Origin of the sequence: Microbacterium sp. BH-3-3-3 (assembly GCF_001792815.1) — a bacterium.
Lineage (GTDB): Bacteria > Actinomycetota > Actinomycetes > Actinomycetales > Microbacteriaceae > Microbacterium.
This window is the reverse complement of the sequence record NZ_CP017674.1, coordinates 855952-878397: the sequence shown is the minus strand read 5'-3', so window position 1 is coordinate 878397 and position 22446 is coordinate 855952. Positions and strand designations below refer to the sequence as shown.

At 70.2% G+C, this 22446-nt stretch carries 21 protein-coding genes and 1 tRNA gene; 18 read left to right on the top strand and 4 right to left on the bottom strand.

Annotated features, from left to right (window positions below; translation table 11 throughout):
• The first annotated feature begins 187 nt into the window (after window positions 1-187).
• Complete coding sequence (locus tag BJP65_RS04145; RefSeq protein WP_070408307.1) at window positions 188-502, top strand: hypothetical protein; 315 nt, start codon at window positions 188-190, stop codon at window positions 500-502.
• A 78-nt stretch (window positions 503-580) separates the two neighbouring features.
• Here BJP65_RS04145 and BJP65_RS04140 read toward each other — a convergent pair whose 3' ends face one another.
• Complete coding sequence (locus BJP65_RS04140) at window positions 581-976, bottom strand: DUF5684 domain-containing protein (protein ID WP_070408306.1); 396 nt, start codon at window positions 974-976, stop codon at window positions 581-583.
• Between the two features lie 111 nt (window positions 977-1087).
• Here BJP65_RS04140 and BJP65_RS04135 point away from each other — a divergent pair, with 111 nt between their 5' ends.
• The 5 genes from BJP65_RS04135 to BJP65_RS04120 all read left to right on the top strand — a co-directional run bounded on the left by BJP65_RS04135 (window position 1088) and on the right by BJP65_RS04120 (window position 3668).
• Entirely contained in the window at window positions 1088-1537 is a 450-nt protein-coding gene (locus BJP65_RS04135; RefSeq protein ID WP_156784803.1) for a hypothetical protein, read from the top strand.
• 84 nt (window positions 1538-1621) lie between these two features.
• Window positions 1622-1795, top strand: a complete 174-nt coding sequence (locus BJP65_RS16460) for a hypothetical protein (protein WP_156458742.1) — start codon at window positions 1622-1624, stop codon at window positions 1793-1795.
• Window positions 1796-1885: 90 nt separating this feature from the next.
• A tRNA-Arg gene (locus tag BJP65_RS04130) sits at window positions 1886-1961 on the top strand.
• Window positions 1962-2508: 547 nt separating this feature from the next.
• A complete protein-coding gene (locus BJP65_RS04125; RefSeq protein WP_055834781.1) occupies window positions 2509-3081 on the top strand; it encodes a helix-turn-helix domain-containing protein in 573 nt (190 codons plus the stop codon).
• Between the two features lie 2 nt (window positions 3082-3083).
• On the top strand, window positions 3084-3668 hold the full coding sequence (locus tag BJP65_RS04120) for a hypothetical protein (RefSeq protein WP_156784802.1): 585 nt from the start codon (window positions 3084-3086) through the stop codon (window positions 3666-3668).
• A gap of 336 nt (window positions 3669-4004) precedes the next feature.
• Here BJP65_RS04120 and BJP65_RS04115 read toward each other — a convergent pair whose 3' ends face one another.
• Window positions 4005-5126: an ATP-binding protein gene (locus tag BJP65_RS04115; protein ID WP_070408304.1), complete on the bottom strand. Its 1122-nt coding sequence runs from the start codon at window positions 5124-5126 to the stop codon at window positions 4005-4007.
• Between the two features lie 207 nt (window positions 5127-5333).
• Between BJP65_RS04115 and BJP65_RS04110 the strand changes: the two genes are divergently transcribed.
• The 6 genes from BJP65_RS04110 (at window position 5334) to BJP65_RS04085 (ending at window position 10802) form a co-directional block, all read left to right on the top strand.
• A complete protein-coding gene (locus BJP65_RS04110; protein WP_055834791.1) occupies window positions 5334-5588 on the top strand; it encodes a DUF6458 family protein in 255 nt (84 codons plus the stop codon).
• A gap of 34 nt (window positions 5589-5622) precedes the next feature.
• Window positions 5623-6747 (top strand): serine/threonine-protein kinase, encoded by a 1125-nt coding sequence (locus BJP65_RS04105; RefSeq protein ID WP_070408303.1) that lies wholly within the window; start codon window positions 5623-5625, stop codon window positions 6745-6747.
• Window positions 6744-7277, top strand: coding sequence for a hypothetical protein (locus tag BJP65_RS04100; protein WP_070408302.1), 534 nt, complete (start codon window positions 6744-6746; stop codon window positions 7275-7277). Before BJP65_RS04105 ends, BJP65_RS04100 begins: the two co-directional genes overlap by 4 nt.
• Before the next feature lie 160 nt (window positions 7278-7437).
• Complete coding sequence (locus tag BJP65_RS04095) at window positions 7438-8247, top strand: transglutaminase family protein (protein ID WP_070408301.1); 810 nt, start codon at window positions 7438-7440, stop codon at window positions 8245-8247.
• 116 nt (window positions 8248-8363) lie between these two features.
• Window positions 8364-10028: an arginine--tRNA ligase gene (gene argS, locus BJP65_RS04090; RefSeq protein ID WP_055834805.1), complete on the top strand. Its 1665-nt coding sequence runs from the start codon at window positions 8364-8366 to the stop codon at window positions 10026-10028.
• Window positions 10029-10031: 3 nt separating this feature from the next.
• Window positions 10032-10802, top strand: coding sequence for a DUF2993 domain-containing protein (locus BJP65_RS04085; protein ID WP_070408300.1), 771 nt, complete (start codon window positions 10032-10034; stop codon window positions 10800-10802).
• Between the two features lie 54 nt (window positions 10803-10856).
• Here BJP65_RS04085 and BJP65_RS04080 read toward each other — a convergent pair whose 3' ends face one another.
• Both BJP65_RS04080 and BJP65_RS04075 read right to left on the bottom strand, forming a co-directional pair.
• On the bottom strand, window positions 10857-11966 hold the full coding sequence (locus BJP65_RS04080) for an ATP-binding protein (protein WP_070408299.1): 1110 nt from the start codon (window positions 11964-11966) through the stop codon (window positions 10857-10859).
• Window positions 11967-12185: 219 nt separating this feature from the next.
• Window positions 12186-13544: an RCC1 domain-containing protein gene (locus BJP65_RS04075; RefSeq protein ID WP_181015978.1), complete on the bottom strand. Its 1359-nt coding sequence runs from the start codon at window positions 13542-13544 to the stop codon at window positions 12186-12188.
• A 499-nt stretch (window positions 13545-14043) separates the two neighbouring features.
• Between BJP65_RS04075 and lysA the strand changes: the two genes are divergently transcribed.
• From lysA to prfA, 6 genes are all read left to right on the top strand, one after another.
• Window positions 14044-15474, top strand: coding sequence for a diaminopimelate decarboxylase (gene lysA, locus BJP65_RS04070; RefSeq protein ID WP_083285695.1), 1431 nt, complete (start codon window positions 14044-14046; stop codon window positions 15472-15474).
• The gene (locus tag BJP65_RS04065) at window positions 15471-16796 is read left to right on the top strand and encodes a homoserine dehydrogenase (protein WP_070408296.1); all 1326 of its coding nucleotides are present in this window, start codon (window positions 15471-15473) and stop codon (window positions 16794-16796) included. The genes lysA and BJP65_RS04065 overlap by 4 nt, the downstream gene beginning before the upstream one ends.
• A 2-nt stretch (window positions 16797-16798) precedes the next feature.
• On the top strand, window positions 16799-17881 hold the full coding sequence (gene thrC, locus BJP65_RS04060; RefSeq protein WP_055834824.1) for a threonine synthase: 1083 nt from the start codon (window positions 16799-16801) through the stop codon (window positions 17879-17881).
• Window positions 17878-18810, top strand: coding sequence for a homoserine kinase (thrB, locus tag BJP65_RS04055; protein WP_055834827.1), 933 nt, complete (start codon window positions 17878-17880; stop codon window positions 18808-18810). Before thrC ends, thrB begins: the two co-directional genes overlap by 4 nt.
• Before the next feature lie 153 nt (window positions 18811-18963).
• Entirely contained in the window at window positions 18964-21261 is a 2298-nt protein-coding gene (gene rho / locus BJP65_RS04050; protein WP_070408295.1) for a transcription termination factor Rho, read from the top strand.
• Window positions 21262-21293: 32 nt separating this feature from the next.
• A complete protein-coding gene (prfA, locus tag BJP65_RS04045; RefSeq protein WP_070409834.1) occupies window positions 21294-22370 on the top strand; it encodes a peptide chain release factor 1 in 1077 nt (358 codons plus the stop codon).
• Window positions 22371-22446: the final 76 nt, after the last annotated feature.

The following is a 22446-nucleotide window of genomic DNA, read 5'->3' as shown; positions in this document are numbered from 1 at the left end:
CGACGTGCCCGTGGCATCCTGCTCCCGCCGGTGGCGTTCGTAGGGTCGCTCTCGGCGGGTGATTCCACCGATCAGCGGGGGGAGATACACCTCCGGGAGGATGCGGTCTCTTCCCTCGGTTCGACAGCATGGGGTCAACGTCTGCCGCACCGCGCAGGCGTCGAACGCCCCCCGGAGCGGAGAACCCATGCCCCCGACCGCCGACTCGGCTCCCGTGCCGACCGTCGAGCGCCCCGTCGACACCGCAACGCTCGAGCGGCAGAGAGCCCGCATCCGTGCGGCGCAGGCCCGCCTGGCGGCATTCATCGCCAGTACGGCTGCCGATGTCGACGAGGTCGCCCGCGAGGCGGAGGCTGCGCTGCGTGCCGCGGTGTCGTCGGGCGCGGGTGTCGAGCGCGTCTCGGCGGAACTGGAGCTCAGCCCCCGGGCGCTGCGCGCGATCGTCGACGGGTCGGTCCGGCTTCGCAGTCTTCACCCCGACGAGCGCCTGAGGTCGGTGTAACGCGGACACACGCGAGGGCCCCGGCGAGCACGCGCAGTGTGCGCTCGCCGGGGCCCCCGTGGTGGCATCCGATCCGGGTCAGCTCAGACGCTCGGCGCGGTACTTGTCGCCGCTGAAGCCGAGGATGAGGTAGCCGATGACGTGGAACACCACGAGCAGAGCGAGCGAGAAGAACCACCCGTGGCCGAAGGCGCGGCCCACCCGCAGCGACACGATGATGTGGAAGACGAAACCGACGATCGGCACCAGGTAGAGCAGCGCGAACCAGCCCGAGAACCCGGCGATCTTGGTGAGGTAGACGACGTTCACGAGGGGGATGATCGCCAGCCACCCGGCATACCCCGCCTTGGTGAAGACACGCCAGAGCGCGACGACCAGCACGACGTACACGGCGATGGCGAGGAGCGAGTTGGTCGCGCTGAGCGCGAAGAGCGAGGTCTGCTCGGTGATGGAGGACGGGCTCGAAGTCAGCATGGGCTCATCGTAGGGCGTTGCCAGGGAGTTCTCAGGGTCGGCGTCCCCGCGCCGGAACACGCCGCCGGGATTACGCTCGGTGCAGGTCGAGCGATGGCGGAGGCGGACGGCATGGGCGAGAGCCGATTCGAGTGGGGCGGCCTGAGCGCCGGCCGGGGCGACTTCGTCACCGCGCCCGAGGCCCTCGCGATGCTCGAGGTGCTGGCGATCGCGCACACCGACCTCGAGGTGTCCACCGAGCTGCGCGATGGCGCCGCCCGCGCGCGATTCGCCCGAGGCGCGCGGTGGGCAGTCGTCTCGACCCCCGGTTCTCGCTGGTTCTCGGTCGAGACCGACACCGGTCACCGCACGGAGCTCATCGACGCGACGTCGTCGAAGGACGAAAGCGCCCGCCTGCTGGCCGTCTACGTGGATGTCGCCGAGGCCTATGTCCGCGGCGACGCCGCGCCCACGCAGGGGCACGGCTTCGGGGGGTCGACCGTGACCCTCGACGTCGACGGCCGACGCGTGGTTCTGACGCAGCCGCTCGGTCGTCGCGTGCGCGGGATGTTCGGACGCTAGGCCTCCGCCGCCTCCGCGGTCAAGCCGTTGGGGCCGAGGCCCCCGCGTTGACAGGCTGGACCGGTACGCGACGAAGGGAACACCATGAGCGACCCGCAGAACTCCGCCCCGGCCGACGACGCAACCGACCTCGGCGACGACCCGACGGTCAAGCCGAGCCAGGAGACCGACCCCGACGAGGGCTCGAAGGCCCCCACCAAGGACGACCCGAACGCCGACCACCAGGCCACCGGCATCGGGATCATCGACGGCGAGTGAACCGGATGCCGTGGGGTCGGAGCGCGAGTCCTCGCCCCCGCCCCACGGCGTCGGGGATGCCGCGGGCGCGGTGATAACCTGGACCGGTCCGCCTCCGTAGCTCAGGGGATAGAGCGTTGGTTTCCGGTACCAAAGGCCGCTGGTTCGATTCCAGTCGGGGGCACCAGGCGAGACAAGGGATCGCGGGTCATTGAGACCCGCGGTCCCTTTCGTCTAGCGGCGGGCCTCGTCGGAGCGTCATCGTTCGCGCCGGGTGAGATCACGCGTTCGTGGCGAGATCACACGCTATGTGGCGTGATGTCGTGCGTAACGTGTGCGTTGGCGCCGGGCGTGTGCCGTCGCGCCGTGCGACGTGACGCCGCTGCCAGCCCGCGTGCGGCGATGCTGTCCTTCACCAGAGACGCCGGTCCGAGCGAATCGTCGAGCAGCAGCGGCCCGATGGAGGCTCTGCGCTACTCCGGGAGCGCCACTCCCTCATCGCAGATCTGCGCGATCAGAGCGTGCCGTGGTCTTCTCTGGGGATGCGCACGGGCCTCAGCCGCCAGGCGCTGAGTGAGCGCGTTGTCGGCGCCGACAGATAGGGAGCCACGCGTCATCGCCGGCCCGGTTTGTCGGCTGGAAGTTCCTGCGCCGTCCAGATTCGACAGCTCTGGAACGGAGCGACGGATTGACGTAGAATATGACTCTGAAATCATACTGCGATGGAGGGTGCAATGACTGCCTCGACGCTCATCCGCGCCGCCCGCAAGAGCCAGCGACTCACTCAGAAGCAACTCGCAGACCGCACTCAGATCGACCAGAGCCGCGTTTCCCGGTCAGAGGGCGGGCGAGATACCGAATTCGGCACGGTGGAGCGACTGCTCGCCGGCGCAGGGCATCGGCTGTACTCCGCACCGACCCAGCGTGACGACGCGGCGACTGCGGCTGAAGAGATTCGGCATCGGCTAGCGGAAGGGCAGAGGGACCGCGCTCTTCGCGCGCTCCTGCAACTCAACGACAATCTTCTCGCCGAGCGAGGGTTGGTGCGAGGGATTCTCGGCTTGGCCGAGCCTGCATCGACGCTGGATCGAGCGTGGGATGCTGCGCTCGCGGGTCTCGTCGCCTGGCGGCTGCGAGAGGGAGGACTCCCCGCACCCGAGTGGGTTTCAGATCCGAGCCGGTATCTCCGTGCGCCCGCGACGCTCGACGTCGACCCGGCCGACCCGACTCCGCCCCCGTCGGAGGTGCCAGACGAGTTCGCCGAGCGCGGTGTGCTCGTCTGGCGTGACACCTTCGCGAGCGTGTGAGCGTGGCGACGACGCTCGACAGAGAGGACATCCTCGACGGGCTCAGGGCCCTCATCGCTGAGCTGCACGACTCACACCAGGTCGCGGGTATCCGGATCGTCGGTGGAGCAGCTCTCGCGCTCCGCTACTTCGACCGTGGCACGACGCAGGATCTCGATTCGCTCCACATCGAGCCGGGAAGTCACGCCAAAGTCGCAGCAGCCGCGGCGAAGGTAGCCCAGTCCCGCGGGTGGGATCCGGGCTGGCTGAACTTCGACGTCGAGAAGGCCGATGCGCTTCCCACGTTCGGTCGTAGATCCGTCGAGTGGGAGACCATCTACGACCACGACGGCATCGTTATCCACGTCGCCGCTCAGGAAGCGATGCTGGCGATGAAGCTGCGCGCCAACCGGCCCGGCCGCGATACGAACGACATCCGGCAGCTTCTACGACTGTGCGACGTCACCACACTCAACGACGCCGAGGAACTTTACGAGGACTTCTACCCGGGGGATGCGCTCTCGGACCGCGCCGTGAATATGGTCGCCGCCATCCTCGAGGGCGGGCTGCCAGACGAGGTCCCCTCGCCGGGGCCGATCGAACTCTAGCGACGCGATCAGGAACACACCTCGATTAGTGCTCCGACGGCAAGGCGATAGTGGTCGAGCGCGGCTCCGTTCCCATCGCTCGCTCTTTTCAGACTTCGCGCTCCGCGCTGCGCTCACCAACCGCACGTGCCGGTCGCTGGTCCGATTCCCGTCGGGGGCACGTGTCAGCAGAGGGCCGCGAGTCGTTCAGACTCCGCGGCCCTCTTCTCGTTCGCCGACGCGTGCACACCCGGCGACTCACCCGGTCGTAAGGCAAATTCACCCGCATCGGCGGTGAGCGCCATCCGTCGTCGGTCGAGGGTGAATGGCCGCCCGGCGTGGTCGCGCGGCGGGTGCTCAGCCGTGATCGTCGCTGTGACGCGGCCCCGTGAGCAGCCCCACGTCGAGCAGCGAGTCGAGAGTCTGCCGAACCGACGCCCGCGCGTCGCCCCCGTCCGGTGCCCCATGGGTCTCCACGGCGGCGGTGACGAGTTCGTCGAACGAGGCGCCGTCGGCGGCGAGCCACAGGGTGGGGCCGATCCCGTCGAGGAGGTGCACGGTGGTCTGGTCGTCAGGAGCTCTCGTCAGCAGCGCCAGACGCCCGTCGAGCTCGACGGCATCCTGAACCGGCGTCCGGCGGAAGGGGTGCACGTCGGTGCGATGGCGATTGTTCCGGGCGAGGGGAACATTCAGCGCGATGGCACCCGGCAGGGCCGCCCGCTCGGTGTCGAATAGGGCTCGCACGAGGGGGAGTACCTCTTCGGCCTCGCGATAGCGCAGGCCGAGCGCGCCTCCCGTCCCCTGGATGTGGCCGATGAGGGTCTGCAGGGGCGCCGTGAGCTCGCCGAGATAGCTGCACTGCGGGGCGAGGGCGGCGACGGCCTCGTCGACGGGAAGCTCGACGAGTCGCGGCGGCGCGTCGCCGCTCAGGCGATCGAGAGCCACGATGGCGTGCAGCCGCAGAGGTGCGTCGGGCAGATCCCGCAGCCCCAGGCTGCGCGGAGACAGCTGTCGCTTGGCCCGCGCGACATCGTCGATGATCGACAGCGGCTTGCGGTAGGCCACGACCCCGCCCTCTGCGGTGACGCCGACGCTCTCGTCGCTGACGTAGGCGTACTCGCGCGCGAGACGCGACATGAGCGTGGTCTTGCCCATGCCGGACCGACCGGAGAAGAGGATCACGCGGCCCCGGTCATCGGCGACGGCTCCCGCGTGGACCATCCAGAGGTGACCGCGTCGGGCAGAGAGCGCGGCGTGGGTCACCTGGGTCGTCAGATCGGCGACGGTCGCGTCGAAGTGGAAATGCGCCCGGGGAGCCACCGTGGCGACGGGCGACCGCGGATGCGCCGGGCGAGCGCCCGACCAGGCCTCGCCCAGCAGATCGCGGTCGGACGGGGGGAGCCCTGCGATCGCCATGCGCACGACGACCCCGAGTGCCTCGATGTCGAGATCGGCGTCGGCGGTGGTCGGCACGGACATGAGGCCCTCCCCGTGCCGTTGCGGGGGCGACACGGCTACCGAGTGTGCGAGGTGGTCGATACCGGCGGTGCCCGCCGAGCGCGATGGTCGACCGGGTGAAACCGTCGGCGCCCGCGGCCGAATCGCGCGCGCCGGCCCTTTGTCAAGACCGGTCGACGCATTCGTCACCGCTTGCGATGCTGGACCCACCTTGGAAAGGGGTCTGTCATGAGTATCGGAGCCGGCATTGCGCTCTTCGTCATCGGCGCCATCCTCGCGTTCGCGGTGAACCTGCCGAACGAATTCGTGGACCTCAGCATGATCGGGTACATCATGATGGGCGCGGGGGCGGTCGTGTTCGTGATCGGGCTCGTGCTGCTCGTTCGCCGCCGTCAGACCGACACCGTCACCCGCACCGAGGCCGCGGGCGGCGCGCAGGTCACCCGTTCCACCACCCGCTCCTCGAACGACGACCTCGTCTGATCGCTCTCGGGGGCATCACCCCGAGGGACCCGCCATGACCGAACCCCCTCCCACCGTCGCCGACGATTCCGCTGTCGGCGGCCTCTTCGACGGTCGGTACCGTCTGGGCCGCGTGCTCGGACAGGGTGGGTATGCCCGTGTGTACGAGGCTGTGGATACGAGTCTCGGGCGCACCGTCGCGCTGAAGGTGATCGACGCGGGCAGCGCCGACCCGTCAGACGCCGCGCGCGTGCGTTCCGAGATCCGCCTGCTCGCCTCACTGTCGCACCCGTCGCTCGTCACGCTCTACGACGCGCGTCTCGCCGCCGAACCGGCTTACCTGTCGATGGAGCTGATCGCCGGCCCGACGCTCGGCGAGCTCATCGCCCGCGGACCCCTCCCCGGCCCCGACGTCGCCCGCACGGGGCGCGAGATCGCCGAGGCGCTCACCGTCATCCATTCCCGCGGCATCGTGCACCGCGACGTCAAGCCGTCGAACATCCTCGTGCGCCCCGCCGCCCACGCGGGCGAGAGCCCCCGCGCGACCCTGGCCGACTTCGGGATCGCGTCGCTGGTGGGGGCGACGCGCCTGACACGCGCCGACACCGTCATCGGCACCGCCGCCTACCTCAGCCCCGAGCAGGCGCGGGGCATGCCGGCGGCCCCGCCCAGCGACGTGTACGCCCTCGGGCTCGTGCTGCTCGAGGCGCTGACGGGAACGCGCGCCTTCGCCGGCCGCACGCCGCACGAGGCGCTCGCCGCGCGTCTGGTCGCGGCCCCCGAGATCCCGCCGTCGATCCCCGACCGCTGGCGTACGGTGCTGCAGGACATGACGGCCGTCGACCCGGCGAAGCGACCGGATGCCGCGGGCCTCATCGCCGTGTTGCGCCCCCTGTCCGACCTCGAGACGTCGCCGGCCGCGTCCTCTCCGCGCACCGCGCCGCTGCCCGACGCGACCGCGCCCACGCGCATCCTCGACTCATCCGCCTCGACGTCTCGTCGCCCCTCGCGTCGGCTCGTGATCGTGGCGTCCGTGCTCGCGGTGCTCCTCGCCGCCGGAGCGGTGACGGCGGCCGTCGCCGTGTCGAGCGCGGGATCGAGCGTGCAGCCCGAGCTCCCGTCGCTCCCGCAGCCGCTCGACCAACACGTCGATGACCTCTGGAAGGAAGTCGCTCCATGAGGCGCCGTATCGCTCCCGCCGCCGGTCTCGTCTTGGCTGCGGTCCTGACCCTCTCGGCGTGCACGCCGCCCGCGGCCGAGCCGACCGCGTGGCAGTCGACGGTCGAGATGGTCGCCGCGCAGGCGTCCGGCGGTGACTACGCCGCCGCCCTGGCGACGCTCGATGCTCTCGAGGCCGAGGTCATCGCTCGTCGCGACGCCGGAGAGCTCCCCGCAGACGAGGCCGAGGCGATCCTCAGCCGCATCGCCACCGTGCGCGCTGATCTCACCTCCCTCATCCCCACCCCGACGCCGGAGCCAGAGCCGGCGCAGACGAGCGAGCCCGTGCAGCAGCAGCCGTCCGTGCCGGAAGAAGACGAATCGAGCGATGACGGCACCGAGGTCGACCCGGGCGAGCAGGATCCGGGCAACGCGCCGTCCGACCAGGCTCCGGGCGGCAACGGCAACGGCAGCGGGAACGGCAACAACGGGAACGGCAACAACGGGAACGGAAAAGACAGCGGGGGCGGACCGGGCAAGAAAGACGGCTGAGTCCGGGTGAGGACCGCGGCGGTATCGCCGCCGGCCACGTCACGATTCCGACCCCGGACGACGACGCCCCATCTCGTTGCGCGGCCGCCGAATGGCATCCATTCATCCGCATTCGCCGGTCGCGAGCCGTCGTCCCCGTGCGGCGTGCGAGGATGGCCCGGTGCCGCGCCGAGTGACCGCTGAACTCGACCTCGATCTGGGGTCGTCCGTCGACCTGATCTTCCAGATCACCGCCGCCCAGGGGGTGCCCCTCGTGAGCGAGACGTTGACCTTCTCGCAGGGCGATCGCGTGTACACGCCGACCGAGATCGTCGACCAGTCGGGCAGCCGCTTGCACCGTCTCACGGGGGAGCAGGGCCCGCTGTCCGTCCGGTACGAAGCGCGGGCGAACGGCCCGTCGCAGAACCCCCGCACGAGCGACCTCGAGACCATCACCTACCTGCGCCCCAGTCGGTACTGCCAGTCCGACGAGGTGTTCGCCCAGGCTCGCCGCCAGTTCCGCGGGCTCACCGGTGCGGAGTTGGTCTCGGCGGTCTCGAGCTTCGTGGCGTCCACCGTCACGTACACCCCCGGGCTGAGCCTCGGGACCGACAGCGCGGTCACCACGCTGATGACCGGCCAGGGTGTCTGCCGCGACTACGCGCACGTCGTCATCGCGCTGCTGCGGGCCATGGACATGCCCGCCCGCTACGCCGCGTGCTACGCGCCGGGACTCGAACCGATGGACTTCCACGCCGTCGCCGAGGCCTACCTCGACGGCGCCTGGTACGTGATCGACGCCACCCGCCTCGCCGACCGGCGCTCGCTCGTGCGCATCGCGACCGGACGCGACGCGTCGGACTGCGCGTTCCTGAGCTTCTACGGCGGCTATGTCGGCCTCGATCGCCTGCACGTCGACGCGGTGCTCGAGAACGAGGTCCCGGATGCCGCGACCCCCGACGACCACGAAGCCCTGGTGCAGATCGCCTGAGACCCCGCGCAACCGCAGACACGGCGTCGGACTCCGCGCGTCGTCGCCCACGGCCGCGACTCTCGCATCGTGCGCGCGGGGAGCGTGCAGCCGGCTCGGCCTAGAATTGCAGGGCTATGGATCCCGCTGCCCTCTCCGCTGCCCTGCTCGCCGTCATCGCCCCGCTCGCGGAGGCGCGACGAGAGGGCTCTTCGGCGGGGATCACGGCCGCCGACCTTCCGCTCGAGCGCCCGAAGAACCGTGACCACGGCGACTGGGCCTCCAACGCCGCGATGAAGCTGTCGAAGGTCGTCGGCGCCAACCCACGGGAGTTCGCCGCCGACATCGCCGCGGGTCTCGAGGCCGTCGACGGCATCGCCAGCGTCGAGGTCGCTGGTCCCGGCTTCATCAACATCCGCCTCGACGCGGCTGCCGCGGGTGCGCTCGCCAAGACGATCGTCGACCAGGGCGCGGCCTTCGGGACGAACGACTCCCGCGCCGACGAGATCATCAACCTCGAGTTCGTCAGCGCCAACCCCACCGGGCCCATCCACCTCGGCGGCACGCGGTGGGCCGCCGCCGGCGACGCTCTCGCCCGCATGCTGTCGGCGCAGGGCGCCCAGGTGACGCGCGAGTACTACTTCAACGACCACGGCGCGCAGATCGACCGCTTCGCCCGCAGCCTCGTCGCCGCCCACCAGGGCGACCCGACGCCCGAAGACGGCTACGGCGGCGCCTACATCGGCGACATCGCGCAGCGCGTGGTCGAGGCGTACGACGGTGACATCGACGCCCTCGACGCCGAGGCCAAGCAAGAGGCCTTCCGCGAGCTCGGGGTCAACCTCATGTTCGGCGAGATCAAGCAGTCGCTGCACGAGTTCGGCGTCGACTTCGACGTGTACTTCCACGAGAACGACCTGCACGACTCGGGCGCCGTCGAGCGCGCGGTCGCTCGCCTGCGCGAACTCGGCCACATCTTCGAAGCCGACGGGGCGACGTGGCTGCGTTCGACCGAGTTCGGCGATGACAAAGACCGCGTCATCATCAAGTCCGACGGGCAGCCCGCCTACATCTCGGGCGATCTGGCGTACTACCTCGACAAGCGCGAGCGCGGCTTCAACCGCTGCATCATCATGCTCGGCGCCGATCACCACGGCTACGTCCAGCGCCTGATGGCGATGTGCGCGGCCTTCGGCGACGAGCCGAACGTCAACCTCCAGGTGCTCATCGGTCAGATGGTGAACCTCGTGCGCGACGGTCAGCCCATGCGCATGTCCAAGCGCGCCGGCACCGTGGTCACCCTCGAGGACCTCGTCGAGATCGTCGGGGTGGATGCCGCCCGCTACGCCCTCACGCGCAGCTCGGCCGACTCGAACCTCGACATCGACCTCGACGTGCTGCAGAAGCGCACGAACGACAACCCGGTCTTCTACGTGCAGTACGCGCACGCCCGTACGCACAACGTGGCGCGCAACGCCGCGGCATCCGGGGTCGACCGCTCCGAGTTCGCGCCCGAGCTGCTCGACCACGAGACCGAGTCGGCTCTGCTGGGCGCTCTGCAGGAGTTCCCGCGCATCGTGTCGTTCGCCGCCGAGGTGCGCGAGCCGCACCGCGTCGCGCGCTACCTCGAGGAGCTCGCGGGTCTCTATCACCGCTGGTACGACAACTGCCGTGTCATCCCGCTGGGCGACGCGCCCGTCGAGTCGGTGCACCGCACGCGCCTGTGGCTGAACGACGCCACCGGCCAGGTGCTGCGCAACGGTCTGACGCTGCTGGGCGTCAGCGCTCCGGAGCGGATGTAAGCGATGACGGATGCCACGACGCCCCGCCGTCGGCCCCGTCGCCGGATCGCGGTGATCGTGGTGGTCATCGTGCTGCTGGTGGCGGCCGTGGTCGCAGCGGAGTTCATCGCGCGCTCGGTCGTGACCGGGACGGTGCGCTCGCTCGTGGTCGAGAACGTCGGTCTCCCCGACGACCAAGACGTCGATGTGCAGGTCGCAGGTCTCGTCCTCCCGCAGGTGATCGGCGGCCGTCTCGACGACGTCACCGTCGCCTCGGACGACGTCGAGCTCGGTCCGCTCGCCGGCGACGTGTTCGTCGAACTGCGAGGCGTTCCGGTGTCGGGCGATTCCGCCGCGGACGGCGGAGTGGCATCTGTCCGGCTCGATCAGGATCAGCTGCGGTCTCTGCTCGGTCAGATACCCGACATCCCCGTGGGGACGGTGACCGTCGCCGCTCCCGACGTCACCTTCGAGACGTCGCTGTCGCTGTTCGGGATCGCGATCCCCGTCGGCGTCGCCGTGACTCCCGGTGCCGCCGACGGCGACCTCACCCTCACGCCCGCGTCGTTCGCGGTGGCGGGCAACGCGCTGGATGCCGACACGCTCCGCGGCCAGTTCGGGGGCGTCGCTGACGGGTTGCTCCAGACATCGACCCTCTGCATCGCGGACCGTCTGCCCGCGGGGCTCGCCCTCACGTCGGCGACGGTGCAGGGACAAGATCTGGTCGCCACTTTCGACATCGCGGGCGGCATTCTCAACGACGCGGCTCTGCAGAACGACGGCACCTGCGGCTGAGGCGGCCGGCCGATCGGCCCATGACGGCCAGCAGACCCGCGTCGTCGCCCGCCGTCACCCGTCGAGAGAGATGGTCGGCCCGGTGACAAGGCCGGCGAGACGCATCTGTTCGATCGCGATCGAGACCGCCGCGCGCGCGTCGGCGACGGCGGCGTCCGCGTGTGACCGGCGGGCGACCTCGGTCAACGTCTCGAGGTCCGCGTTCTCGGCCGCGCGCCACAGGGCGGGGCCGATACCGTCGAGAACGTACAGCGTGCTCTCGTTGTCGCCCGTACGCAGGATGAGCATGCGGCCGTCGTCGAGTTCCACGGCATCGATGACCGACGTGCGCGTATACACGTCGGTGGCCGCGGGCGCGGCGGGAAGGTTCGTCACGCCCGCTCCTCTCGTCGGTGCGGGGCGCGGGGGCCTTGGGGCGAACAGGTCGTGAACGAGGTTTTCCACCTCGGCACCGTCGCGGTAGCTCATCCGCATGGCGCCGCCGACGGCGGCCAGATGAGCACGCACCGTCGTCAGAGGATGGGGGATCTCAGCGAGGTAGCTGCTTTGAGGTGCGAGGGCGCTGAGCGCCTCGGCGTCGTCGAGGATCTCGATGCCGGGATGTGCGTCGTGGCGCCGATCGAGCACCACCACCGCGTGCAGTCGTAACGGGTGAAAGGGCAGGCGCCCGAGCCCGAGCGACGTAGGGGAGCGTTGCGTCTTGGTGAGCCCTCGGGGCGTGATGATCGAGAGCGGCTTGCGGTACGGCAAAACCGAGAGGTCGGGAGCGATCCCCACGCTCTCATCGGTCACGTAGGAATAGGTACGCGCCAATCGCGTCATCAGCGTCGTCTTACCCATTCCCGACGGTCCGGCGAACAAGACAACCCGTCCGTCGCGGTCGGCGATCGCACCCGCGTGCACCATCCACAGCGCACCGCGCCGAGCGGCGAGGGCCGCGAGCGTCACTCGCGTCGACAGGTCGGCGAATGCCAGGTCGGGCGGCTCGGTGAGCTGCGGGGTCACCCGCTCCACGGGCGCGGTCGGCGCGCCGGTGGACCGGGCGTCCGACCAGATCTCGCGGAGCACCGTACGGTCGTCGGGTGCGAGGGCCTCCACGTCGATACGCACGGTCACCCCGAGGGCGTCGACGTCGAGATGGTGGTCGGTGATCAGCGGGTCCATGGAGGGGGCAGCCCTTCTGATGTCATGGTGACGCGCGGCGGGGTTCGATCGTCGATGCGGGGCGTAGCTGGCGGTCAGGCCCTTCGGGTCGACTGTCGCGTGGGGCACGGGGCTAGACAGATAACGCACCGCTCATCATGAGGGCGCGAGACAGACAGAAGTGCGGCGCGAGCCGGGAGACCCCGAACCCTCGCCGCACCCCAACTCTGACTGGCGTGGTTACTGCGTGATGAGGTAGGCGCGGTTGCTGTACGCCTCGTTGTGGGTGTTGCCGAGGCGGGTGATGGGTCGGCTGGCGGTGTAGGGGGTGGGGGTGGAGGCTCCGCCGCCCCATTTCAGGAGTGTGCCGTCGTTCTTGAGGGCGAAGACGGAATTGCTTGAGGTGGTGATCTGGGTGACGCCGGAAATGCCGCTGATTTGGATGGGGGTGGGGCTGGCGGTGGTGGTGTTGTTGCCGTAAGCGCCGGTGCCGTTGTTGCCCCAGGCGTAGACGGCTCCGGTGTTGGTGAGCGCGAACAGTGTCCAGGCGTTCCAGCTGACGGCAGTGAGGCCGCCGGCGAGGGAGGTGATGTTGTTGAGGGTGGTGATCTGGACGGGGGCGGGTTGGTCGTTTGTGGTGCCGTCGCCGTTGTAGCCGGAGGATCCTTGGCCCCACGCCCAGACGGTTCCATCGGTCTTGACGAGTACGCCTCCGCCCTGCCTTCCCAGGACATCGACGACATCGGTTCCGTTGCTGACCTGGGTGATGGGAATGGGGCCGCTGGCCGCGCCGACACCGGCCATTCCGCCGAGGTTGTTGTATCCGAGAGCCCACAGCGTCTTATCTGACTGCACGGCGAATAGCGTGCCGTTCGCCGCAGAAACTTTGGTTATCCCGGAGAGGTTTGGCACCGGAGCAGGCGTCGACCGGCCTGTTGTCGTTCCGTCGCCGAGTTGGCCGCCTTGATTGTTGCCCCATGCCCAGACGGTTCCGTCATTCTTCAGCACGTAAAACGTTCCGCCTCCGCTGTTAGAGATGGCGAGGTCGGCGCCGTCGCTGATACCGGCGACTTGCGTGTACGGATTGTTGCCCCCGGCGCGGCTCCACACGGTGCCGTCTTGCAGAAGCACCAGCTCGTTTCCGGGGCCATTCTGCGCGCGGACGATGGGCGAAGAGAACTGCGTCACCGTCTGCGTGGACGTTCCGTTCTCCTGAATCAGCATGTTCGCCCCCAACACCGTGAAGGTGGCAGACCCCGAGCCAGATTCCGAGATAGCGGTGATCACCGTCGAGGAGCCGGGTGCTGCCCACAGCGTGTTCAACCGGAACCTCGTGGTGAACGTGCCTGCGCCGTTGGTCACGCCATCGGCCGGGGTGAACGTCGACCCGCTCGGGCCGACGAGCGAGATGGGGCGAGCGGTGAGGGGGGTGCCGTTCAGGGCGAGCACCCTCACCGTGACGGTCACTTGCCCGTTCGCCGGAACAGTGCCGGAAGGTGTCGTGATGGTGAACGTGCGCGCGTCGGAGGCGGCCGCGTACGCCGGAGCGGCGGAGAGCATCGTGACGGCCGGAACGGCGATCAGGCCGGCTCCGACCACCGTGCGACGCGACGGCTGCAGGAGGGGGGGCGGGGATGGGACGGACGGCGAGGGAACGACCATGGCGACTCCTTGGGGAGGTGAGCGACGAAACTGCGACACGGGGATGCGAGAGAGAGTGGAGTTGTCCACGCTTCCTCCCCAGACGAAGGTCACCCGCACAGCACATGTGAAATTCACCCACCCGCACGCCAGAAATGGTCCGGCGTCTTCCGCTCAACTGCCGCGGCGCCGGGCCGGGTGAAACGCTCGGAGTTCGACAGAGAATCGCGACACGCCATCGCATCCGAGTGGCATCCGCCCGCGGCCCCACCGTCCGCTCGTCGTCACCCGGTTCTCGCGCGAACGTTCCTCGCTCGGCGTGCATGGCGGCGCATCGCGCGAGGGTTCGTACCCCGGTGCCCTAGACTGCAGGGACTACCCGCCGTGTGACTCTCCGCGCGGGTGGGCGCCGTGATCCGCGGCCGTCGCGTCGCCGCAAAACCCGATTGGTTCTCCTGTGTCCGCCTCGCACTCCGCGCTCGTGCCCGAGTGGCTCACCGCCCCGGCCGAAGCGAATGAGCTCGTTGCCCCCGTCTGGCCGTCGTCCGCTCGCCGCGTCGACGACGGTTCCGTCGAGATCGGCGGCGTCTCGGTCTTCGACCTCCGTGACCGCTTCGGCACCCCGCTCTACGTCCTCGACGAGAACGAGGTGCGTGCCCACGCGCGGCGCGCGCGCGAGGCGTTCGAGGCCGCGGCGGCTCGTCATGGCATCCGGGCTCGCGTCTACTACGCGGGCAAGGCGTTCCTGTCGACCGAGGTCGTGCGCTGGGTGGTCAACGAGGGACTCGCGGTCGACGTCTGCACGCGCGGTGAGCTCGAGGTGGCCCTGGCCGGCGGTGCCGATCCCGCGCGACTGGGGTTCCACGGCAACAACAAAAGCGTGGGTGAACTCGAGCGCGCGGTCGAGGTCGGTGTCGGCTCGGTCGTCGTCGACAGCCCGATCGAGATCGAGCGTCTCGCTGCCCTCGCCGACCGTCGCGGTGCGGTGCAGTCGGTGCTCGTGCGCGTGCGCACCGGCGTGCACGCTGAGACCCATGCCTTCCTCGCCACCGCGCACGAAGACCAGAAGTTCGGCTTCTCGCTCGAGGGCGCGGCCGACGCGGTCGCCCGCATCCGCGAGCTTCCCAGCCTGCGCTTCGTGGGCCTGCACGCGCACATCGGCTCGCAGATCTTCGATTCCTCCGGCTTCCGCGAATCCGCCGCCCGCCTGGTCGACCTGCACGCCGACCTGCTCGCCGGGGGAGAGATCCCCCTGCTGAACGTCGGCGGCGGCTTCGGCATCTCGTACACCTCGGTCGACGACCCGAAACCCCTCGAAGCGATCGCCGACGGCATTCTCGACGCCATCGCCGACGAGTGCGCGGTGCGCGGCATCCCCATGCCCGACGTCGCGTGCGAACCCGGACGCATCATCGTCGGTCAGGCCGGCGTCACCCTGTACGAGGTCGGCACCGTGAAGACCGTCACCGCGGGCGAGAACCTCGACCGCACCTACGTCAGCGTCGACGGCGGCATGAGCGACAACGCCCGCCCGGCGCTCTACGGTGCCGATTTCTCTGCCCGCATCGTCTCGCGCAGCAGTGCCGAGACCCCGGTGCTGTCGCGCGTCGTCGGGCGGCACTGCGAATCGGGCGACATCGTCGTGGATGCCGAGTACCTCCCGGGCGACGTCACCCCGGGCGATCTGCTCGCCGTGCCCGCGACCGGCGCCTACTGCTTCTCGCTCGCGAGCAACTACAACTACACGCCGCGTCCGCCCGTCGTCGCCGTGCGCGACGGTGCCGCCCGCGTGATCGTGCGCGGCGAGAGCATCGACGACCTCCTCTCTCGCGACGTCGGCGTTCCGGCATCCACCCTGATCGACACACCCCACGGAGACACCGAATGACCGACTACCGCACGCTCCGCGTGGCGCTCCTCGGCGCCGGCGCCGTCGGCTCGCAGGTCGCCGACCTGCTGCTCAAGCACGGCGACGAGCTCGCCGACCGCGCGGGCGCCAAGCTCGAACTCGCCGGCATCGCCGTGCGCAACCTCGACGCCAAGCGCGAGGCCGACCTGCCCCGAGAGCTCTTCACCACCGATGCCGAGACGCTCATCGTCGGCTCCGACATCGTCATCGAGCTGATGGGCGGCATCGAGCCGGCCCGTACCCAGGTGCTGCACGCGATCGCCTCGGGAGCCGACGTGGTCACCGCCAACAAGGCGCTGCTCGCGACCCACGGCTCCGAGGTGTTCGAGGCCGCCGACCAGGTCGGCGCCGAGGTGTACTACGAAGCCGCCGCCGCCGGCGCCATCCCGATCATTCGACCGCTGCGCGACTCGCTCGCCGGCGACCGCGTCGTGCGCATCATGGGCATCGTCAACGGAACGACGAACTACATCCTCGACCGCATGGACACCGAGGGCGCCGACTTCGCCGACGTGCTCGCCCAGGCGCAGGCCCTCGGCTACGCCGAAGCCAACCCCACCGCCGATGTCGAGGGCTACGACGCAGCCCAGAAGGCCGCGATCCTCGCGAGTCTCGCCTTCCACACCACCGTGCCGCTGGATGCCGTGTACCGCGAAGGCATCACCTCGGTCGACGCCGCGATGATCGAATCGGCGCGTCACGCCGGCTACGTCATCAAGCTGCTCGCCGTGTGCGAGCGCCTCGCCGCCGAAGAGGGCGGCACCGAGTCGATCTCGGTGCGCGTGTACCCGGCGCTCGTCGACCGCAGCCACCCCCTCGCGAGCGTGCACGGCGCGAACAACGCCGTCTTCGTGCAGGCGGAAGCCGCCGGCGACCTCATGTTCTACGGTGCCGGCGCCGGTGGCGTTCAGACCGCGTCGGCCGTGCTCGGCGACGTCGTGTCGGCCGCGCGCCGCCACATCGCCGGGGGAGTGGGCGTGGGCGAATCGACCCGCGCGAACCTCCCCGCCGTGCCGATCGGTCACGTCATCACGCGGTACCAGATCACGCTCGAAGTCGACGACAAGCCGGGCGTCCTCGCCACCGTCGCCGGCATCCTGAGCGAGGGTCGCGTGTCGATCGCGACGGTCGAGCAGACGGTCATCGAGGCCGACGAGAAGACTCAGACCGGCGGCTCCGCCCGTCTGGTCATCGGAACACACAAGGCCCGTGAGCAGGACCTGAGCGAGACCGTCGAGCGTCTCGCCGCGAGCGGCGTCGTCGAGCGCGTGGTCTCCGTGCTGCGCGTGGAAGGGAACTGAACATGGCACACCTCTGGCGCGGAGTCCTCCGCGAATACGCCGACCGTCTGGGCGTCACCGACGCCTCCACCGTCGTCACCCTCGGCGAGGGCGGCACGCCGCTCCTGCCCGCCCCGTCGCTGTCGCGCCGCACCGGCGCCGACGTCTGGGTGAAGTTCGAGGGGATGAACCCCACCGGCTCCTTCAAGGACCGCGGCATGACGGTCGCGCTCTCGCGCGCCGTCGAGCACGGCGCCAAGGCCGTCATCTGCGCCTCGACCGGCAACACCTCGGCATCGGCGGCCGCCTACGCCGCGCACGCCGGCATCACCGCCGCGGTGCTCGTGCCCGAGGGCAAGATCGCCATGGGCAAGCTGAGCCAGGCCGTCGCGCACAACGGCCGCCTCATCCAGATCCGCGGCAACTTCGACGACTGCCTCGAGATCGCCCGCGAACTCGCCGACCACTACCCGGTGCACCTCGTCAACTCGGTCAACCCCGACCGCATCGAGGGGCAGAAGACCGCCGCCTACGAGGTCGTCGAGGTTCTGGGCGACGCCCCCGACTTCCACTTCATCCCCGTCGGCAACGCGGGCAACTACACCGCCTACTCGCGCGGCTACCGCGAAGAGGCCGCCCGCGGCGCCGCCACGACCGTGCCCCGCATGTTCGGGTTCCAGGCCGCCGGCTCCGCCCCGCTCGTGCGCGGCGAGGTCGTGAAGAACCCCGAGACGATCGCCAGCGCCATCCGCATCGGCAACCCCGCCTCGTGGGATCTCGCCCTCGAAGCGCGCGACGCCACCGACGGCTGGTTCGGCGCGATCGACGATGCCCGCATCCTCGAAGCGCAGAAGATCCTCGCCGGTGAGGTCGGCATCTTCGTCGAGCCCGCCTCGGCGATCAGCGTCGCGGGACTGCTCGACCGGGCCGAGGCCGGGGTCATCTCCGCCGGCGCCAAGGTCGTCCTCACGGTCACCGGGCACGGACTCAAGGACCCGCAGTGGGCCCTCCGTCAGCCCGACGGCACCGACGTGCAGCCCACCGTCGTCGACGCCACCACCTCGGAGGTGGCATCCGTCCTGGACCTGCGGCCGGTGAGCGCGTGACCGCAGGCCCCGGCCGTCGGGTCGCGGTCCGCGTTCCCGCCACCAGCGCGAACCTCGGACCCGGCTTCGACACGCTCGGCCTCGCGCTCAGCGTGTACGACGAGCTCGTCGTCGAACAGCTCGACGGCGACCGCCTCGAGATCGAGGTCGAGGGCGAGGGCGTCGCCGACGTCCCGCGCGACGCCTCGCACCTCGTCGTGCGGGCCATGGCGCACACCTACGCCTCCGTCGGGCGCGCCCTGCCGGGGCTGCGGCTGACGGCGCGCAACGTGATCCCGCACGGGCGCGGCATGGGATCGTCGGGGGCCGCCGTGGTCGCCGGCATCCTCGCCGCGAAGGGGCTGCTCGAGGGCGACGCCGACTTCAGCGACGTCGACCTGCTGCGCCTGGCCACCGAGCTCGAGGGGCACCCCGACAACGTCGCGCCGGGCCTCTTCGGCGGGCTCACCATCGCGTGGATGGATGCCGCGGGCCCGCAGCACAAGCAGCTCATCGTGCACCGCGGAGTGTCGCCCCTGGTGTTCGTGCCGAGCTTCACCATGTCGACCGCGGTCGCCCGCAGTCTGCAGCCGCTGCAGGTGCCCCGCGAGGACGCCGTGTTCAACGTCTCTCGCTCGGCGCTGCTCATCGCCGCGATGACGCAGAGCCCCGAGCTGCTCATGGCCGCCACCGAAGACAAGCTGCACCAGAACTACCGCGCGCAGGCCATGCCCGAAACCGACCGCCTCGTGCGGGCGTTGCGGGCAGAGGGCTACGCGGCGGTCGTGTCGGGTGCGGGGCCCAGCGTGCTCGTGCTCGCCGACGGTCCCGGACAGCGACTCGCCGCGGCGGATCTTATGGCATCCGTGGTCGACACCCCGTGGCAGGCGCTCATGCTCGCCGTCGACGTCAAGGGTGGTACAGTGAAAAACGCAGAGGGTTCCGCGTAACTTCGCGAATCTGAGCCTCTGCACCACCTGCGAAATCCGCAACACATCGCGAACCCGGTATCGGCTGCAGTCTCCCGAACCGCTGGTGTCTCTTCGTCTGCGTTCTGCACGGCGAAGCGCGATCTGATCACGTAGCACTTCAGAGGAGCACTCGTGGAGTCCATCTCCGAGACCCAGCCCATCGACGCGCCCGAGGGCGCCGAGACCCCCGCCGAAGAGCAGCCCACGGCTGCGACGCCGGGCACCGACACCGCGCAGGCCGAGGCCGTCGCCGAGACGACGGATGCCGAGGGCGTCGACGCTCCGGATGCCGCCGCCTCCGCCGCCGCGACCGACGCGGCGCAGCCCGAGGCGCTGTTCACCGACGAGGCGCTCGCCTCGGACGCACCGGCCGCCGAGGCCGCGTCCGACGTCGCGGAGCCCGCCGCCGCCGAGGCGCCCGCCGCCGAAGCGCCGGCCGAAGAGCCCGCGCCGGTCGAGAAGCCCGCCCGGGCACCGCGCAAGCGCGCACCCCGCCGCGCGACGACGGCCACCGCCAAAGAGAAGGCCGCCGCCGAGGCCGCTGCGGCCGACGAGAAGGCCGCGGCCGACGCTGCAGCCACCGAAGCCCCCGCCGTCGACGAGGCCGCAGCCGACGCTGCGGTCGTCGAGGCGCCCGCCGCCGAGTCCGTCTCGGACGACGCCGCGACCACTCCCGTGACCACCGCGGCCGATGTCGCCGACGAGGTGGCCGCTGCCGAGGCGACCTCGACCGTCGAGGCCGACGCCCCGACCGCTGACGCGCCCGTCGCTGACGCACCCGCCGTCGACGCCCCGGCCGTCGACGAGGCCGCTGACGCGTCCACCTCCGACGCCGACGGCGCAGACCAGGCCGACGAGACCCCCGCCCGCGGCCGTGGCCGCAGCCGGTCGCGCAACCGCAACCGCAACAAGCCCGACGCCGCGGACAAGCCCGAGGCGCAGACCGCGGCCGCCCCCGCCGACGAGGCCGAGGCCCCGCAGCAGGGTGGCCAGCGCGACAACCAGCGTGACGGTGGTCAGCGTGACAACCAGCGTGACTCGAACCAGCGTGACAACCAGCGCGAGGCCGGGCAGCGCGACAACCAGCGTGACTCGAACCAGCGTGACGGCAACCAGCGTGACGCCGCCCAACGTGACGGCAACCGCCAGAACGGCCAGCAGGCCCAGCAGCAGCAGGACGGCACGAGCAACCGCAACCGTCAGCGCAACAAGCGCCGCGGCCAGAACACCACGGGCGACGAGTTCGAGACCGAGATCGGCGAGGACGACGTGCTCGTTCCGATCGCCGGTGTGCTCGACGTGCTCGACAACTACGCCTTCGTGCGCACGACCGGCTACCTCTCGGGCCCGAGCGACGTCTACGTCTCGCTCGGCCAGGTGAAGAAGTACAACCTGCGCAAGGGCGACGCCGTCGTCGGCGCGATCAAGCAGCCCCGCGAGGGTGAGCAGCAGGGGCGTCAGAAGTACAACGCGCTCGTGCAGGTCGACTCCATCAACGGCCTCTCGGTCGAAGATGCCGCGACGCGCGTCGAGTTCAACAACCTCACGCCGCTCTACCCGCAGGAGCGCCTGCGCCTCGAGACCGGCCCCGAGAAGCTCACCCAGCGCATCATCGACCTGGTCGCCCCGGTCGGCAAGGGCCAGCGCGGTCTCATCGTGGCGCCGCCCAAGGCCGGCAAGACGATCGTTCTGCAGCAGATCGCCAACGCGATCGCCACGAACAACCCCGAGGTCCACCTCATGGTCGTGCTCGTCGACGAGCGCCCCGAAGAGGTCACCGACATGCAGCGGACCGTCCGCGGCGAGGTCATCGCCTCGACGTTCGACCGCCCGGCCGAAGACCACACCACGGTCGCCGAGCTCGCCATCGAGCGCGCCAAGCGCCTGGTCGAGCTCGGTCGCGACGTCGTCGTGCTGCTCGACTCGATCACCCGCCTCGGCCGTGCGTACAACCTCGCCGCCCCCACCTCGGGCCGCGTGCTCTCCGGTGGCGTCGACGCGTCGGCGCTGTACCCGCCGAAGCGCTTCTTCGGTGCCGCGCGCAACATCGAGAACGGCGGATCGCTCACGATCCTCGCCACCGCGCTCGTCGAGACCGGCTCCAAGATGGATGACGTGATCTTCGAGGAGTTCAAGGGCACCGGCAACAGCGAGCTGCGCCTGAACCGTCAGCTCGCCGACAAGCGCATCTTCCCGGCGGTCGACGTCAACGCGTCGAGCACGCGTCGCGAAGAGATGCTCCTGTCGAACGACGAGGTCAAGATCACCTGGAAGCTCCGCCGCGCGCTGGCCGGTCTCGAGCCCCAGCAGGCCCTCGAGGTCGTGCTCGGAAAGCTCAAAGAGACCCAGTCGAACGTCGAGTTCCTCGTGCAGATGCAGAAGTCGATCCCCGCGCCCGCGCGCGGCGGTGACGACAACAGCATCCGCTGATCCGACCGGGAGTCGCGATGTCGGTACCCGCGATGTTCGAGTCGGTGCGCAGCCTGCTCGACGAGCACAAGGCCGTTCAGGAGGAGCTCTCCGACCCGGCCGTGCACGCCGATGCGGTGCGCGCGAAACGGGTCAACCGGCGCTACGCCGAGCTCAGCCGCATCGTGCACGCGTACGAGTCCTGGGTCACGGCATCCGACGATCTGGAAGCCGCCCGGGAGCTCGCCCGTGAGGACCAGGCGTTCGCCGACGAGGTGCCGGCACTGGAGGAGCGCGTCGTCGAGACGCAGGAGCGTCTTCGGCGCCTTCTCATCCCGCGCGATCCCGACGACGCCCGCGACGTGATCATGGAGATCAAGGGCGGTGAGGGCGGGGCCGAGAGCGCCCTCTTCGCCGCCGACCTGCTGCGCATGTACCTGCAGTACGCGGCATCGATGGGGTGGAAGACCGAGATGCTCGAGCGCACCGAGTCAGACCTCGGCGGCTATAAGGACGTGCAGGTCGCGATCAAGGGGTCGTCGAGCGACCCCGCGCAGGGTGTGTGGGCGCACCTGAAGTACGAGGGCGGCGTGCACCGCGTGCAGCGGGTGCCGGCCACCGAGTCGCAGGGGCGCATCCACACCTCGACGACCGGCGTGCTGGTGTTCCCCGAGGTCGACGCGCCCGAAGAGGTCGGGATCGACCCCAACGACCTGAAGATCGACGTGTTCCGCTCGTCGGGACCGGGCGGCCAGTCGGTCAACACGACCGATTCGGCCGTGCGCATCACGCACGTGCCGACGGGGATCGTCGTGTCGATGCAGAACGAGAAGTCGCAGCTGCAGAACCGCGAGGCCGGTATGCGCGTCCTGCGCGCCCGCCTGCTCGCCAAGCAGCAGGAGGAGCGCGACGCGGTCGCCGCCGACGCGCGCAAGTCGCAGATCCGCGGCATGGACCGCTCCGAGCGCATCCGCACCTACAACTTCCCCGAGAACCGCATCGCCGACCACCGCACCGGGTACAAGGCCTACAACCTCGACCAGGTGATGGACGGCGCCCTCGGCCCGATCATCGAGTCGGCCATCACGGCCGACGAAGAGGCACGTCTGACGGCACTGGCCGGCGAGTGACGCCGCCGCGTCGCGGCCCGAACTCCTGAGAAAACCGCGATCTGGCGCCTCTGCGCCCGCTGGGTGCTGGCGCGAG

Coding starts and splice junctions, on each gene's coding strand:
- BJP65_RS04145 (WP_070408307.1), top strand. CDS start 188: ATGCCCCCGACCGCCGACTCGGCTCCCGTGCCGACCGTCGAGCGCCCC.
- BJP65_RS04140 (WP_070408306.1), bottom strand. CDS start 976: ATGCTGACTTCGAGCCCGTCCTCCATCACCGAGCAGACCTCGCTCTTC.
- BJP65_RS04135 (WP_156784803.1), top strand. CDS start 1,088: ATGGGCGAGAGCCGATTCGAGTGGGGCGGCCTGAGCGCCGGCCGGGGC.
- BJP65_RS16460 (WP_156458742.1), top strand. CDS start 1,622: ATGAGCGACCCGCAGAACTCCGCCCCGGCCGACGACGCAACCGACCTC.
- BJP65_RS04125 (WP_055834781.1), top strand. CDS start 2,509: ATGACTGCCTCGACGCTCATCCGCGCCGCCCGCAAGAGCCAGCGACTC.
- BJP65_RS04115 (WP_070408304.1), bottom strand. CDS start 5,126: ATGTCCGTGCCGACCACCGCCGACGCCGATCTCGACATCGAGGCACTC.
- BJP65_RS04110 (WP_055834791.1), top strand. CDS start 5,334: ATGAGTATCGGAGCCGGCATTGCGCTCTTCGTCATCGGCGCCATCCTC.
- BJP65_RS04105 (WP_070408303.1), top strand. CDS start 5,623: ATGACCGAACCCCCTCCCACCGTCGCCGACGATTCCGCTGTCGGCGGC.
- BJP65_RS04100 (WP_070408302.1), top strand. CDS start 6,744: ATGAGGCGCCGTATCGCTCCCGCCGCCGGTCTCGTCTTGGCTGCGGTC.
- argS (WP_055834805.1), top strand. CDS start 8,364: ATGGATCCCGCTGCCCTCTCCGCTGCCCTGCTCGCCGTCATCGCCCCG.
- BJP65_RS04085 (WP_070408300.1), top strand. CDS start 10,032: ATGACGGATGCCACGACGCCCCGCCGTCGGCCCCGTCGCCGGATCGCG.
- BJP65_RS04080 (WP_070408299.1), bottom strand. CDS start 11,966: ATGGACCCGCTGATCACCGACCACCATCTCGACGTCGACGCCCTCGGG.
- BJP65_RS04065 (WP_070408296.1), top strand. CDS start 15,471: ATGACCGACTACCGCACGCTCCGCGTGGCGCTCCTCGGCGCCGGCGCC.
- thrC (WP_055834824.1), top strand. CDS start 16,799: ATGGCACACCTCTGGCGCGGAGTCCTCCGCGAATACGCCGACCGTCTG.
- prfA (WP_070409834.1), top strand. CDS start 21,294: ATGTTCGAGTCGGTGCGCAGCCTGCTCGACGAGCACAAGGCCGTTCAG.